12 protein-coding genes are annotated in these 14122 nt (G+C 71.4%); 8 read left to right on the forward strand and 4 right to left on the reverse strand.

The window, feature by feature from the left end; genetic code table 11:
* Positions 1-199: 199 nt before the first annotated feature.
* The 6 genes from AC3EO4_RS44555 to AC3EO4_RS44580 are packed head-to-tail and all read left to right on the forward strand — an operon-like array spanning position 200 to position 7602.
* Complete coding sequence (locus tag AC3EO4_RS44555; RefSeq protein WP_379582577.1) at positions 200-1201, forward strand: LacI family DNA-binding transcriptional regulator; 1002 nt, start codon at positions 200-202, stop codon at positions 1199-1201.
* Complete coding sequence (locus AC3EO4_RS44560; RefSeq protein ID WP_431901826.1) at positions 1198-2460, forward strand: extracellular solute-binding protein; 1263 nt, start codon at positions 1198-1200, stop codon at positions 2458-2460. Before AC3EO4_RS44555 ends, AC3EO4_RS44560 begins: the two co-directional genes overlap by 4 nt.
* A gap of 3 nt (positions 2461-2463) precedes the next feature.
* Complete coding sequence (locus tag AC3EO4_RS44565) at positions 2464-3399, forward strand: carbohydrate ABC transporter permease (protein ID WP_379582581.1); 936 nt, start codon at positions 2464-2466, stop codon at positions 3397-3399.
* On the forward strand, positions 3396-4217 hold the full coding sequence (locus AC3EO4_RS44570) for a carbohydrate ABC transporter permease (protein WP_431901829.1): 822 nt from the start codon (positions 3396-3398) through the stop codon (positions 4215-4217). Before AC3EO4_RS44565 ends, AC3EO4_RS44570 begins: the two co-directional genes overlap by 4 nt.
* A gap of 15 nt (positions 4218-4232) precedes the next feature.
* Positions 4233-5795 (forward strand): glucoamylase family protein, encoded by a 1563-nt coding sequence (locus AC3EO4_RS44575; protein WP_431901832.1) that lies wholly within the window; start codon positions 4233-4235, stop codon positions 5793-5795.
* A gap of 4 nt (positions 5796-5799) precedes the next feature.
* Entirely contained in the window at positions 5800-7602 is a 1803-nt protein-coding gene (locus AC3EO4_RS44580; RefSeq protein WP_431901833.1) for a GH39 family glycosyl hydrolase, read from the forward strand.
* Between the two features lie 153 nt (positions 7603-7755).
* Here the strand turns inward: AC3EO4_RS44580 and AC3EO4_RS44585 are convergent, their stop codons facing one another.
* Together AC3EO4_RS44585 and AC3EO4_RS44590 are read right to left on the reverse strand one after the other, a co-directional pair.
* Entirely contained in the window at positions 7756-9978 is a 2223-nt protein-coding gene (locus AC3EO4_RS44585) for a caspase, EACC1-associated type (RefSeq protein WP_431901836.1), read from the reverse strand.
* On the reverse strand, positions 9965-10315 hold the full coding sequence (locus AC3EO4_RS44590) for an effector-associated constant component EACC1 (protein WP_379582591.1): 351 nt from the start codon (positions 10313-10315) through the stop codon (positions 9965-9967). The genes AC3EO4_RS44585 and AC3EO4_RS44590 overlap by 14 nt, the downstream gene beginning before the upstream one ends.
* A 629-nt stretch (positions 10316-10944) precedes the next feature.
* Here AC3EO4_RS44590 and AC3EO4_RS44595 point away from each other — a divergent pair.
* Together AC3EO4_RS44595 and AC3EO4_RS44600 are read left to right on the forward strand one after the other, a co-directional pair.
* Positions 10945-11103 carry a hypothetical protein gene (locus AC3EO4_RS44595; RefSeq protein WP_379582593.1) on the forward strand — a complete coding sequence of 53 codons (159 nt, stop codon included), beginning with the start codon at positions 10945-10947 and terminating at the stop codon, positions 11101-11103.
* Positions 11104-11114: 11 nt separating this feature from the next.
* On the forward strand, positions 11115-11279 hold the full coding sequence (locus AC3EO4_RS44600; RefSeq protein ID WP_379582595.1) for a hypothetical protein: 165 nt from the start codon (positions 11115-11117) through the stop codon (positions 11277-11279).
* A 33-nt stretch (positions 11280-11312) separates the two neighbouring features.
* On the opposite strand, the gene AC3EO4_RS44605 is transcribed toward AC3EO4_RS44600, so the two are convergent.
* Positions 11313-12431, reverse strand: a complete 1119-nt coding sequence (locus AC3EO4_RS44605) for an S-methyl thiohydantoin desulfurase family protein (protein WP_379582597.1) — start codon at positions 12429-12431, stop codon at positions 11313-11315.
* A gap of 91 nt (positions 12432-12522) precedes the next feature.
* Complete coding sequence (locus AC3EO4_RS44610; RefSeq protein WP_379582599.1) at positions 12523-14100, reverse strand: hydantoinase/oxoprolinase N-terminal domain-containing protein; 1578 nt, start codon at positions 14098-14100, stop codon at positions 12523-12525.
* Positions 14101-14122 lie beyond the last annotated feature (22 nt).

Consider the following 14122-nt stretch of genomic DNA (forward strand, 5'->3'; position numbering starts at 1 on the left):
CCCCGAGATCGGGTGAAGTCGTTCGACCGGGTCCCGGTGAGGCCGTTCATCTGGTGAGACGGTCCGGTGGCTGACCACTTTCCGGCTGTCCCGAAGGTGAGCGACTCTTTACGTCCGGCCATCCGTCTGTAACACTGCCGATTCTGTAAGCGCTTACACCCGCAGGGGTGTAAGCGCTTACAGAAGGAGGAGCCGGGCAATGGAAGTGACCATCTACGAGGTCGCCCAGCGGGCGGGCGTGTCGATCGCCACCGTGTCGCGCACGCTGCGCGGGACGGGTCCCGTGGCGGACAAGACCCGCCAGAAGGTGCTGAAGGCGGTCGAGGAGCTGAGCTTCACCCCCAGCAGGCTGGGCGTGAGCCTGGCCGAGGGCAGGCACGCCGCCAACGGCATCGTCTTCCCCAACCTCGCGGGTCCGTACTACACCGAGGTGCTGCTGGGCTACGAGGAGGTCGCCTCCGAGCTGGGCCGGTCGGTCCTCATCCTGTCCACGAAAGGCCGCAGCCAGGTCCGTGACCTGGTGAAGGACCTGGCCGGCCGGGTGGACGGCATGGTCGTCTTCGGCCAGACCGTCCCCGAGGACCTGGTGGCCGAGCTGATCGCCGCCGAACTGCCGCTCGTCTTCCTGTCCCGCGACCCCGTCCCCGGCGCGGCCACGCTGCGCAGCGAGAACACGGCCGCCGCGACGCGCCTGGCCGAGCACCTGCGCGGCCACGGCTATGACTCCTACGCCTTCCTCGGCGCCCCCTACGCGGTCGGCGACGACGTCTCCGAGCGCTGGGCGGGCGTCTCTGCCGTGCTGGGCTCGGCGATCGAGCCGGTGCTGACGACCGAGTACACCGTCGAGAGCGGCTACGCGGCCGCGCTGGAGCTGCTGCGGTCCCGGCACAGGCCGCGCGCCCTCATCTGCTCGGACGACGAGGTGGCGCTCGGCGCGCTGCTGGCCGCCGAGGAACTGGGCCTGGCCGTACCCGATGACCTGGCGGTGACCGGCTGGGACGACATCATGGCCGCCCGCCACGCCCGCCCCGCGCTGACCACCATCCGCCAGCCCATGCGCGAGCTGGGCGCCAGGGCCGCCAGGACGCTGGACGAGCTGATCACCGGCGGCCGGGCCGCCGCCTCGACCCACCACGTTCTCTCCACCGAGCTGGTCGTGCGATCCAGCTGCGGCGTACACCCCCTGGAGGAATCCCCATGAACACCTACCCCCGGCGTTCCGCGGCCGGCCTGCTCGCCGTCGCGCTCGTGCTGGCCGGCTGCGGCCGCGAGGCGAGCAAGGCCCCCGAGCAGGCGAAGGACGTCACGACCGGCAAGATCGCCGGCGAGGTGACCGTCTGGGCGATCGGCGAGGAGGGCAAGGCCCTGGACGCCTTCGCCGACGACTTCGAGAAGGCCAACCCCGGGGTGAAGATCACTGTCACTCCCATGGGCTGGGACGTCGCGCACGACAAGATCACCTCCGCGATCGCCGGCGGCGCCACCCCGGACGTCACCATGATCGGCTCCACCTGGTCCGGCGAGCTGTCGAAGACCGGAGCCCTCGACCCCACCCCCGCCGACCTCTTCGACCAGGCGGCCTTCTTCCCCGGCGCGTGGGAGACCGTGAACGTCAACGGGACCGCGTACGGCGTGCCCTGGTACGTGGAGACCCGCGTCCTGTACTACCGCAAGGACGTGGCCGAGAAGGCGGCGGTGAAGGCCCCGGCCACCTGGGCCGACTTCACCGCCTTCGTCAAGGCCATGAAGGAGAAGGGCGGCGCGGACAAGGGCTTCAACCAGGGCTACCGCGCGGGCTCGTGGCAGGAACTGCTGCCGCTGATCTGGCAGGCGGGCGGCGACATCGTCAAGGACGGCGCCTACACCTTCGACACTCCCGAGGCGGTCACCGCGCTCAAGCACTACGCCTCGCTGTTCGAGCAGAAGCTCGCCCCCAACGACCTGCCCGTCGGCGCCTTCCCGCAGACCTTCATCAAGGGCGAGGTCGGCGCCTTCTACTCCGGGCCGTGGATGGCCGGCGTGCTCGCCAACGACGGCGGCGACGGATTCAAGGACAAGTTCGGCCTCGCCCTCTACCCCAAGGGCCCGGTCACGGGCACCAGCTTCGTCGGCGGCGCCGACATGGTGGTGTTCAAGAAGGCCAAGAACCGCGACGCGGCGTGGACGTTCCTGCGGTGGCTGACCGACCCCAAGGTCCAGGCGACCTGGTACACCAAGGTCAAGGCGCTGCCCAGCGTGCGGTCGGCCTGGCAGGAGCCTGCACTGACCGCCGACCCGCAACTGGCCGTCTTCGGCGAGCAGCTCAAGGACGCCAAGACCCCTCCGCCGTTCCCGACGTGGGAGCAGGTCGCCAGGGTGATCGAGACCGAGTTGGAGAAGCTGGCTCTCGGCAGGTCCACCGCCGAGGAGACCGCCAAGGCCATCCAGTCGCAGGCCGACACCATCGGCACCGGCCTGTAAGCCATGGCCATCCTCACCAGGGACCGGGAGGCGGCCGCGGCGCCCGCCCCCGTCAGGATCAGGAGCCCGCTCCGCCAGGCGGGCGTCGGCTGGATCTTCGCGGCGCCGTTCGTCGTGCTGTTCGCGGTCTTCTACCTGGGGCCGCTCCTGGTCGGCGTGGGCATGAGCTTCACCGACATGCGCAGCACGGACGTGACCGACCCGCTGGGCGTCGACGTCGTCGGCGTGGACAACTACCTGCGGCTGGCCGGCGACGAGGCGATGCGGAAGGCGGCGGTCAACACCGTGGTCTTCGTGGTCACCGCGCTGCCGCTGACCATCGGGCTCGGACTCGCGGCGGCGGTGGCGCTCAACTCCGGCATCGGGCGGCTGCCCGCGGTGTTCTTCAGGCTCGGTTACTACCTGCCCAACATCACCAGCATCATCGGGGTCGCCGTCGCGTGGAAGTTCCTCCTCGAACCCGACGCGGGGCTGGTCAACCGGCTGCTGGAGCTCGTCGGAGCGCACGGCCCCGCGTGGCTGGAGAACGAGTCCACGGCCCTGCCGTCGATCATCGTGATGACGGCGTGGCGCAGCTTCGGCTTCGACATGGTCGTCCTGCTGGCCGCGCTGCAGGCCATCCCCCGAGAGCTGTACGAGGCGGCGGAGACGGACGGCGCGGGCCGGTGGGCGAAGTTCCGCTCCGTGACGGTCCCGGCGCTGCGGCCCGTGCTGATCTTCTGCTCGGTCTACAGCTCCGTCGGCTTCATGCAGTTCATGGAAGAGCCGCTGATCATGACCCAGGGCGGGCCGCTCGACTCGACGCTGTCCGCGTCCCTCGCGATCTTCAAGCAGTTCGGCGTGGGCAACTACGGCTACGCGGGAGCGGCCTCGACCGCCCTGTTCACCGTCATCGTGGCGCTGGCCGTCCTGCAGTTGCGGTTGGGGAGGAGACGATGAAGCGCACCAGAGGCCGGCACGCGGTGATCCTGGCGGGGCTGGGCGCCGGCCTGCTCCTGGTGGCAGGGCCGTTCGTGTGGACCGCGCTCAGTTCGGTCAAGCCCGAGGCGGAGATCCGGCGCGACCCGCCGACGTTCTGGCCCGAGACGTTCACGCTCGGCAACTACGCCGAGCTGTTCGACCGGGTGGACATGGGCCGGGCCTTCTTCAACAGCATGCTGGTGGCCCTCGTACTGGTGGCGGCCAACCTGCTGTTCTGCTCGATGCTCGGCTACGCGCTGGCCAAGCTGCGCTTCCCCGGCAAGAACGTGGTGTTCGCGCTGGTGCTGGTGCAGCTCGCCATTCCAGGGATCGTGCTGATGATCCCGCAGTTCGTGCTCATCGCGAAGCTGGGCATGGTCAACACCTTCATCGGGATCATCCTGCCCACGATGGTCACCCCGCTGGGCGTGTTCATGATGCGACAGTTCATCGCCGACCTGCCCGACGAGCTGATCGACGCGGCCAGGGTGGACGGCGCGAAGGAGATCCGCATCTTCCTCAGGATGATCCTCCCGCTGTGCGGGCCGCCGCTGGCCACGCTCGGGCTGATCACCTTCCTCGGCGCGTGGAACAACTTCCTGTGGCCGGCCGTGGTGGCCCAGTCGCAGGAGATGTACACCCTGCCCGTGGCGCTGAACATCCTCAACGGCCACGAGGGAACCCACTACAACCTGCTGGTCGCCGGCTCGGTCGTGGTCATCGCGCCGATCCTGCTCCTGTTCGTCTTCCTGCAGCGCTTCTTCGTCCAAGGCATCGCCACCACCGGCATCAAGTAGCTACAAGGAGCCCCCATGCGCAAGGCGGTCCTCTCCTGCGTGCTCTCCACCGCTCTGGTCGCGACCCCGGCGGCCCACGCCCACGCCGACGCGCCGCAGCGGCACGACAGCCGGTTCTCGGCGGCCGACGTGGCCACCATGCGCCGGTACGCGGCCGACACATGGCGTTCGATGCGGGCGATGGTCGACCCCCGCACCGGCGTTCCCGCCGACAAGGTCACCGGCGACCTGCGGACCCGCGACCGCGTCACCTCGCCCACCAACATCGCCGCCTACGTCTGGAGCACGCTCGTCGCCCGCGACCTTCACCTCATCGGCGGGTCCGAGGCCGTCCTGCGGATCGGCAGGGTGCTCACGGCGCTGGAGAAGATGACGCGCGACACTCCCACAGGGCAGTACTACAACTGGTACGACCCTGCCACCCTGGAGCTGGTGCGCGTCTGGCCCGACAACGGCGACCAGGTCAAACCGTTCGCCTCCAGCGTCGACAACGCCTGGCTCGCCGCGGCGCTCATGATGCTCCGCGAGGCCACGCCCGCCCACGCGGCCAGGGCCGACCGGCTGGCGCGGAGCATGAACTTCGCCGCCTACTACGACGCCGCCGCCCGCCCCGACGCGGGGACCGGCCTGCTGCGCGGCGGCTTCTGGCCGGACAGGCCCGACGGCTGCTCGATCGAGACCGACTACGCGGGTACCGGCGTGAAGGTCTACTCCACCTGCCACACCTACGGCGCTCCCGCCGAGACCCGCATCGCCACCTACGTCGGCATCGCCCTGGGCCAGCTCCCGCGCGAGCACTACTTCGGGATCTACCGCACCTTCCCCGACAGCGGCTGCGACTGGGCATGGCAGGAGCAGAAGCCCGTCGGCTCGTGGAAGCGGTACCTGGGCGTCAACGTCTGGCAGGGAACCTACGGCTACCGCGGCATGCGCTATGTCCCGAACTGGGGCGGTTCGATGTTCGAGGAGCTGATGCCCGACCTGGTCGTGCCGGAGGCCGCATGGGCGCCGAAGAGCTGGGGCCGCAACCACCCGGTCTTCGTGCGCGCGCAGATCGAGCACGGCCTGGCCGAGGCGAAGTACGGGTACTGGGGCTTCTCGCCGTCCAACGACCCGCACGGCGGCTACCGGGAGTACGGCGTCGACCCGCTCGGCATGGACGCGGCGGGCTACACCTCCGACAAGGAACGGACCGGCACCGACCCAGGCTACGAGGGCTGCAGGCCCGCCCAGCCCGAGCCCGCCTCCTACGGCGACGGTGTGGTCACCCCGCACGCCGCCTTCCTGGCGCTGCCGTACGCGGGACGCAGGGCGCTGGACAACCTGGCCGCGCTGAAGAGGAACTTCGACTCCTACGGCAGGGGCGGCTTCTACGACGCCGTCGCCGTCCGCTCGGGAGTCGTGTCCACCTACCACCTCGCGTTGGACCAGGGCATGGTGATGGCCGCCCTGGGCAACGTCCTGGCCCGCGACAACCTGCGGCGCTACTTCGGCGGCGCCGAGGTCGAGGCCAGGCTCCGCCCCGTGATGGAGCTGGAGGAGTGGGACGTCGTCGACACCACCACAGATCGGGGATGACTGGATGAGCAAGGCTGAGGCCGCGCGCCGCGACTGGCGGGAGCGCGTCTACCAGGCCTCGGGCGAGGTCGCGCAGGGAGCGAGGATCGAGCTCGCGGTTCCCACGGCGCTGCGGGCGACCCCCGGCGCCGGGCACGTGACGCTGACCTGGGACCCGGTTCCCGGCGCGATCGGGTACCTGGTGCACAGGGACGGCGCTCCGGTGACGCAGCCCGACGTCGACGTCGCCGCGGTGCCCGCCTGCCGGTACGTGGACACCGGGCGGCCGGGCGCCGCGTACGCGGTGGCCGCCGTCTCCGCGATGGAGGCCACGGGGCCGCTGTCGGCCGCGGTCCACGCCAAGCCGCTGGAGACCGGCGAGGCCCGGGTGAGCGTGGACGTCGACACGGAGACGGTCACGCGGCCGCTGCCCAGGCCGTGGCGGCCGATGATCGGCTCCGAGCACCTGTCCCACCTGCTCAGCACCGAGCGCACGGGCGGCAGGCCCATCGGCGCCGAGCTCACGGAGGCACTGCGGATCTCCCGTGAGGAGCTCGGCGTGCGGGCGGTGCGCGCGCACGCGATCCTGTGCGACGACCTCGGCGTCTATCGTGAGGTCAACGGCGCGCCCGTGCACGACTTCACCAGGGTCGACGAGGTGTACGACACGATCACCGGCATGGGCCTGCGGCCGGTCGTCGAGCTGTCGTTCATGCCGCGCGAGCTGGCCGCCGACCCGTCGAAGACGGTCTTCGGCTACCAGGCGATCATCTCTCCGCCCAAGGACTACGAGCGGTGGGCCGACCTGGTCAGGGCGCTGACGGCGCACCTGGTCGAGCGGTACGGCGAGCGGGAGGTCGTCGACCACTGGGCGTTCGAGGTGTGGAACGAGGCCAACCTGGAGGTCTTCTGGTCCGGCACCCCCGAGGAGTTCTTCCGCCTGTACGACGTCACCGCCGCCGCCGTCAAGTCCGTCCACCCCGGACTGCGGGTCGGCGGCCCGGCCTCGGCGGCCAACGGCTGGGTGGAGGAACTGCTCGACCATGTCGACGTCTCGGGCGCCGCGCTCGACTTCGTCTCGACCCACACCTACGGCAACGCGCCCCTGGACTGGCGCCCCGCGCTTGCCGGGCACGGCCGCGAGGGCACCCCGATCTGGTGGACCGAATGGGGGCCGACCCCCACCCACTTCCACGGCATCGGCGACGGTCCTTTCGGGGCGACGTTCCTGCTGCACGGCATGAAGTCGGCGGCCGGCAGGGTCGACGCGCTCGCGCACTGGGTTGCCTCCGACCACTTCGAGGAACTCGGCCGCCCGCCGCGGCTGCTCCACGGCGGCTTCGGCCTGCTGACCGTCGGCAACCTGCGCAAGCCCAGGTTCTACGCCCTTGCGCTGGCCGAACGGCTCGGCCAGGAGGAGCTCGCGGCAGACGTCGGAGGGGACGCGGCGGGGGTCGAGGCGTGGGCGGCCAGGCACGAGGACGGCACCGTCGGCGTGCTGGTGTGGAACGGCACGCTCAACCACGGCCAGGCGGGCGGCGCCGCCGAACTGTCCAGAACGGTGGTGCTCACCCTCGCGGGGCTGGCCGAAGGGCCGTACGAGCTGCGGCACCTGCGCATCGACGAGGAGCACAGCAACATCGGCGCCGTCTGGCGGGCGATGGGCGGCGCCGACTGGCCAGGGCAGGACCAGTGGGCCGAGCTGCGCGAAGCGAACGTCCTGCAGGACTACGAGCCTGCCCGCGTCGTCGAGCCGCCGGTCCAGGTCGTCTTCGAGCTGCCGATGCCGGGAGTGTCGTTCCTGGAGCTGAGGAGAGTCCAGAGCTGACCTCAGGCGGTTCGGTAGCGCAGCAGGACGATGCCCGAGGCGAACGCCCGGCTCTCCACCAGCCGCAGCCCCGGCACCTCGGTCGCGCCGGCGAACAGCCGCCTGCCGCGACCGAGGACGACCGGAGCCCGCCACCGTCGCGGAGCGTCCGGTCTACGGCCGGTAGCGGTCGAGCGCGCGCTCCAGTTCCTCCGCCGTGGCGCCGAGGTGGCCGTGCCTGCCCGAGACGGCGAGGACGCGGACGCCGCGCAGTTCCCCGCGAGCCAGCGGCCACAGCGCCCGCGGCCTGCCCTTGACGCGAAGGAGCAGCGCCGGCTCCTCCTCGCCCGACACCTCGGCGGCGGCGATCGCGGTCCACGGCACGCTGACCAGCTCGAGGCCGAGGAACCGGCCCCTGACACCCCACCCGTCCACCCGCAGCTCGCCCGGATCGCCGGTGACGTAGCACGCCGCGGCCATCAGGACGAGCGCGCACAGCACGACGGCGAAGGGCACGCCCTCCAGAGGGAGCGCGCCGACGACGACCGCCGCGCCGGACAGGAGCACGACCCTCGGCCACGTGAGCCGGAACGGAATCCGGGTCTCCGCCATCGTCTCCCTGACGCGGTCCCACGGCTGGAAGCCCGCCCGCCAGCGGGCTCCGCCGAACGTGGCGAGGCTCTCCTCGAGGTCCTCCCCGCGCCCGGCCACGGCCCACGAAGGGCAGAGCACCAGGGTCCCGTCGCGGGTACGCCACGGCCCGGCCAGGCCGTAGCGGGGTAGGCGCGGCAGCCTCGCGTGCGGCTTGGGACGTACGGTCACCAGCCGCGCCCCCAGCCTGCCCGGCACATCCGTCAGCGCCACCCACTCCACCTGCGCCCAGCCGAGGGCGAGCGAGCGGCCGCCCAGGGAGACGGCCAGCCCCTGCGCGTCGAGGGTCAGGTGTCCCGGGCGGAGCAGCCAGCGGCGTACGTGCCACAGGACCAGCACGGCGGCGACGGCCAGGATCGCGTAGGCGGCCGCCGCGGACAGGCCTGCCGCGCCCGTCATGATCAGCCCGAGCGGCAGGCCGATCGCCAGGACGGCGAGCACGCCGAGGGCGATCCTGACGCGGTCAGTCGGCAGCACCGCCGCCTCGGCCGCGGTGTCGAAGCTCGCGGGGTCCCATGCCTGTCCGGCGTGAGCTTCGAACGACTCGGCGATCTCTCGCGGCCTGCGGTCGACCTCGTCGAGCGCCGCGAGGACCACGCTGTCGCCGTCGACCCGATGGAGCGACCAGCGGAACCCGCGTCGCGGCGGCCTCGCCTCGGGGACGAGACCGGCGCGCAACTCGCCGTCGGACAGTTCGACCCGCGCGATCTCGTCCCACCCCAGCTGGAACGGACGGCGCAGCCCGTACCGCATCGCCAGGCCCCACCGGTCGACCTGGATCGTGTAGGACCCCCACCGCGGCACGGTCATGAGGTAGATGACGTACAAGAGGGCGAGCAGCGCGCCGGTCACCGCCCAGCCGGCCACGATCTTCAGTTGCGTGTACGCGAACGTGCTCGCGCCCACATAGAGGAGCGAGAGGTTGGCGGGAAGCCGCATCCAGCCGGGCCATTCGAGGGCGTGACGTCCCTTGATGACCAGGGGCGCGGCCCGCACCTGAGGGCGGGCGGGGGCCAGGCCCGCCCGGTTCAGCGCGAGGGGGAGCCGCTCGGCGGTGTTGATCGCGTACGACTGCGGGTCGGGCAGCGCCCGGCCCGCGCACAGCTGTTTCGTCCTGCGGTAGACATCGCCCAGGGTCAGCACCTGCGGGCATCCGGGCACGCCGTGGCGCAGCACCTCGATCAGCACGCCCGTGAACGCGGTGTGCGATGCGCCCGCGGGGGCGTACGCCTGCCGGTTGGCGGGAGTCGCGGTGATGAGGCAGCTGCCGGAGATGTCCAGGTGCTCTACCGGCGACGCGCTCATCGTGTCCGCGAGCGCCCGGCCGCTGTAGCAGCAGTCCAGGACGACCACCCTGGTCCTGGCGGGACTCCTGCGGACGGCACGCAGCAGATGGTCGACGGGCAGCGCGGTGTAGGTCAGGTCGTCAGGGTCGGCGCCGGTGAGGGCGAGGTAGAGGGTGTCCATGGTGTCGGGATCCAGCAGGCCATGCCCGGAGAAGTACACCAGCAGCACGTCGTCGGCCAGTTCGGCGGCCTGTTTGACCGCCTGGTAGACCTCCTGCGGCGTGGCGGGGTCCTCCACGACCGCGCACTGCCCCTGCGGGACCGCGCCCACGTCGCCGTCGGTGAGCAGCGCCTCCAGGTCCGCCAGGTTGCCGTGGACGGCCGGCAGATCGTCCAGATGCGCGTACGTGGCGGTGCCGACCAGCACCACCCGCCACCCCGCGCGGTCAGGAAGGCTCATCGTCCGGTGGACCGGCCGGCCTGACCAACTGGATCAGCTCGGCCATGTCCTTCGCGCTGATCCGCTTGCCCTCGATCGTGCCGTCGGTCTTGACGGTGATGTCCGCCTTGCGCTGTACCAGCCAGGTCTGGACGGCCCTGGCCACGACCGTGAGCGTCCCCCCGCTGGTCAGCGCGATGACGACCGCGTCGGTCGCTCCGCCCATGCGTTCGGCGACCTGCTCCTGCCGGAGCCGCACCCGGCCGCGGAGCTCGTCCTCGCGGGACAGCCATGCCAGCAGCGACCGCAGGTCCGCCGCCGAATCCTCCGACTGGACTGCAATGACCACCTGATCCATCCGCTGATCATCTCAGGACGGTCCGGACTTTTCGATCATCCGTTTCGTCACGATCGGCGTGGGTCGGCGAACGGCGAGGTCATCGGCGTCCGGCGGCGAGCCGTTCGACGGGGGTGCGGGGGCCGGAGAGGCCGAGCGCGGCGGCCTCACGGTGTCGTCGGGGTTTCGGGACACCCCGCGCGTGCGCGCGGCCGAGATGACCTGCCCCGGAGGCGAATCTTCGGGGACCACCCCGGGGCAGGTACTCATGCACCTGCCCCGTCAGGAGGCACGAAAACCACGCCTCCGAGCCGACAGCGCCCTGGTTCTGTCAGAGACGGGGACCCAGGTGCACGCCGCCGCTGGCGTCCACCACCTGGCCGGTCACCCACCGGGCCTCGTCCGATGCGAGGAAACCCCACGTCGGCCACGTCCTCGGCTCGGCCCACCCGGTCCAGCGCCGTATGGCTGGCGAACAGGGCGCACGCTTCCGGCGTGAAGAGCGATGCGTTCGCGCAGGCTCAGGCGTTCCCGCGAGCCGGTGCGGAGGGCTGCGCAAAGCCATGCGTGGTCGGCTGATCACACCAGAGCCAAGGTCCTACGAGCTGACGGGCGTGCCCAGCACGACATCGGTTGGCGACATTCCACCCGTGATTCTGTCGGAGCGGCGCGCGGTCGACGCCAGAGTCGTCCTGACGGACACGTCTCGCGACGGGTCCGACGATCACATTCTCGATCGCGACCAGCTGCTGGAGGAAGCCGGCGTGCATGACGGTGCGGTCCTTCGCATCGAGACTGCACCAGGCTGATCACTCCGTCTATGACGTTCGGTCACCTTGATCGGTGGGGCACGGCCGGTGCTTCGATCAGGGGGACGGGGCCGCGCTCGGTCGGGGCGTGGCGCGACATGGACGCCACGACGGCGATCCCCGCCGCCGGAGCCGGACAGGGTGGCTCCGGCGGCGGGGTCATCGCCGATCGGTGAGGGCGATCTCCATGACTGACGGTGTCCAGGAGGTCAGGTGTCGGCCTGTTCCCTGGAGGCGAGCCGTTCGACGGGGGTGTAGGGGTCGGAGAGGCCGAACGCCGAAGGCCCGAAGCAGTCCAGTGCGGCGGGGGTACGCATGATCTCGGGCGTGGAGATGGCGTAGACCGTCAGCCGCTGGCCGTACGCGAGCGCCTCGGTCGTCACCGGCGCTCCGGTGTCGGCGTTGAGCGTGCAGATCAGGTCGGGCACGATCGCCACCACCTCGCCGTCGCGGCGGGCGACGAGATGCTCGTTCTGGAAGGTGATCGTCAGCCGGTCGGCGGGGTCGTCGAGCGCGGCCAGCGTCACCTGGCCGCGGGCGAACCCGGCGACCGTCTTGCGGTCGATGTCGATGACCTTGCCGCTGAACAGGACCAGGCCGTGGGTGTAGATGGTGCCGGACAGCGCCGCGGTGAGCGCGTCGAACGGGTCGTCGTGCTGCTCGCGCGCCCGCCGGAGCGCGGCGCCTATCCGCATGCCGAGGGTCAGCGTGCCCGGTACGGCGGTGCGGCGCACGGTCGCGGCGTCCATCGGATAGTCGCAGATGTAGGCGGCGCCGCCCATCTCGACGGTCATGACGCGGGCCAGCCGCTCCATGCGCACGTTGTCGCCGGCCTCGATGATGGCGACGTCGCCGTGGTCGGAGGCGATCGACATGGGCGAGCCTGGCACGCCGTACACGGCGAAGGTCTCCATCTGCAGCTCGGGAAAGGCCCTGCCCATGCCGTCGGCGTCGATGACCGGCAGATCGAGCTGGGCGCCGAGCAACAGCGGCATCATGCTGTTGAGACCGCCGCACTCGATGGGCATGGTGGCGGCGGCGGTGCGTCCCAGATGCTTCTCCAGGGCACGCAGCGCGGCGACGTTGCCCTGGCCGGAGGGCGGCCGTTCGACGAAGACCGTGGGGGCGCCCATCATCGCCGACGGCAGGACCAGCGCGTCGTCGGGCAGCTCGTCGACCGGGATGATCGTCACCCGGCGGCCCTCGCGCAGCTGCCGTTCGACCAGCAGCCTGCCGATGTAGGGGTCGCCGCCGCCTCCCGTTCCGAGGACGGCCGCGCCCTCGGCCAGGTCGCGCAGCGCTTCCACGCTCAGGTCCACGCCCGTCACGCCTGCTCCTCCTCGCTCGTCACGCCCGCTCCTCCTCGCCGGTCACGCCTGTTCCCTTTCGCCCGTCATGCCCGCTGCTCCTCCTCGCCGGTCACGCCTGCTCCTCGCTCGTCGCGATGCCGCCACCGAGCCGGAGGTCGCCGACGGCCTTGACCCGGACGCGGACGGCGTTGCCGGGCAGGTAGGCCACGTGCACTTCGTCGATGTCGACCACCTCGACGGTGCCGGGATCGGCTCCCGCTGAGATCGCCCGCTCGACGGCCTCGGCGCGAGCCTGGTCGAGGACGTCTTCGCGGGTGCGGGCGCCGGTGATGGCGAACAGCCGGTCGACGTCACCGCCGATCTGGCCGGTCGCGGCGCCGATGGCGTTGGCGACGGCGTGGTGGTCGGGCCGGAGGACGGCGGGGACGCCCGGCAGGCGATCGGGCAGCAGCACGCTGCCACCGCCCACCACCACGGCCGGCAACGGCAGGGCGGAGACGCGCATCCGGTCGACGAGCTCGCTGACCCTGGTGGCCATCCAGGCGACGCCGCTCCTGACGAGGTCCCTGCCGAGGTGCCGGACGAGGGACGGGTCGCCGATGTCGGCCATGCCGGCCGCGACGGCGAGGTCGGTCGCGGTGAGGACCTGGCCACCGAACACCAGCGCCCGGCTGGTCAGCTCGTATCCGACGCTGTCGGGCCCGACCTCCAGCGGCGGGCCGGTGGTGACGCGGCTGCCGCCGCCGAGGCCGATCGACAGCACGTCGGGCATGCGGAAGTTGGTGCGCACCCCTCCGATGTCGACCTCGCCGGTGGCCTGGCGGGGGTAGCCGCCGCTCAGCACGCCGACGTCGGTGGTGGTGCCGCCGATGTCGACCACCGCGCAGTCACCCACGTCGGCGAGGAACGCCGCGCCCCGCATGGAGTTGGTCGGCCCTGAGGCGAACGTGCGCACGGGGTAGCGGCGGGTGTGCTCGGCGTCCATCAACGTGCCGTCGTTCTGCGACAGGTAGAGCGGCGCGTGGATGCCGACCGCCACCAGTGCCGCGGTGAAGGCGTCCACGATCTCGTCGGCCAGGTCGCGCAGGCAGGCGTTGACGACGGTGGCGTTCTCCCGCTCCAGCAGCCCCACCCTGCCGATCTGGTGGGACAGGCTCACCCGCAGATGCGGCAGCTCGGCCAGCAGGATGCCGGCGGCCTGCTCCTCCACGTCGGCGTTGACGGGGGAGAAGACGCTGGTGACGGCCACGGTGTTGATGTCCCGGACGCTCAGCTCGGCCGCGACGCGTTTGAGCTGGTCGGGGTCCAGCGGGGAGATCGGGCGGCCGTCGAACTCGTGTCCTCCGTCGCACAGGTGGACGCTGGGGTCGATCGCCTTCACCAGCCGCTCCGGCCAGTCGACCAGGGGCGGCAGCGCCGCGGTCGCGGGGAGCGCCAGCCGTACGACGGCGGTGCGGGCCAGTCGGCGGCCGGTCACCAGCGCGTTGGTGAAGTGGGTCGTCCCGATCATGACCGCGGTGACGCGCGCCCTGTCGACGCCGGAGGAGGCGAGGAGCCGCTCCAGCGCGGTGACGACGCCGCTGGTCACGTCGAGGGTGGTGGCGGTTTTGATCTCGGCCAGGACGGTGGTGTCCGCCATCAGGACGGCGTCGGTGTGGGTGCCGCCCACGTCGATCCCGACACGCACGGATGCTGCTCCTGTCTGCGTC

This window comes from Nonomuraea sp. bgisy101, assembly GCF_057708945.1.

What these genes read in the sequence shown, in the direction of transcription:
- AC3EO4_RS44570 (WP_431901829.1), top strand. Translation starts at nt 3,396, where the DNA reads ATGAAGCGCACCAGAGGCCGGCACGCGGTGATCCTGGCGGGGCTGGGC.
- AC3EO4_RS44600 (WP_379582595.1), top strand. Translation starts at nt 11,115, where the DNA reads ATGACGTTCGGTCACCTTGATCGGTGGGGCACGGCCGGTGCTTCGATC.
- AC3EO4_RS44555 (WP_379582577.1), top strand. Translation starts at nt 200, where the DNA reads ATGGAAGTGACCATCTACGAGGTCGCCCAGCGGGCGGGCGTGTCGATC.
- AC3EO4_RS44580 (WP_431901833.1), top strand. Translation starts at nt 5,800, where the DNA reads ATGAGCAAGGCTGAGGCCGCGCGCCGCGACTGGCGGGAGCGCGTCTAC.
- AC3EO4_RS44560 (WP_431901826.1), top strand. Translation starts at nt 1,198, where the DNA reads ATGAACACCTACCCCCGGCGTTCCGCGGCCGGCCTGCTCGCCGTCGCG.
- AC3EO4_RS44575 (WP_431901832.1), top strand. Translation starts at nt 4,233, where the DNA reads ATGCGCAAGGCGGTCCTCTCCTGCGTGCTCTCCACCGCTCTGGTCGCG.
- AC3EO4_RS44590 (WP_379582591.1), bottom strand. Translation starts at nt 10,315, where the DNA reads ATGGATCAGGTGGTCATTGCAGTCCAGTCGGAGGATTCGGCGGCGGAC.
- AC3EO4_RS44565 (WP_379582581.1), top strand. Translation starts at nt 2,464, where the DNA reads ATGGCCATCCTCACCAGGGACCGGGAGGCGGCCGCGGCGCCCGCCCCC.
- AC3EO4_RS44585 (WP_431901836.1), bottom strand. Translation starts at nt 9,978, where the DNA reads ATGAGCCTTCCTGACCGCGCGGGGTGGCGGGTGGTGCTGGTCGGCACC.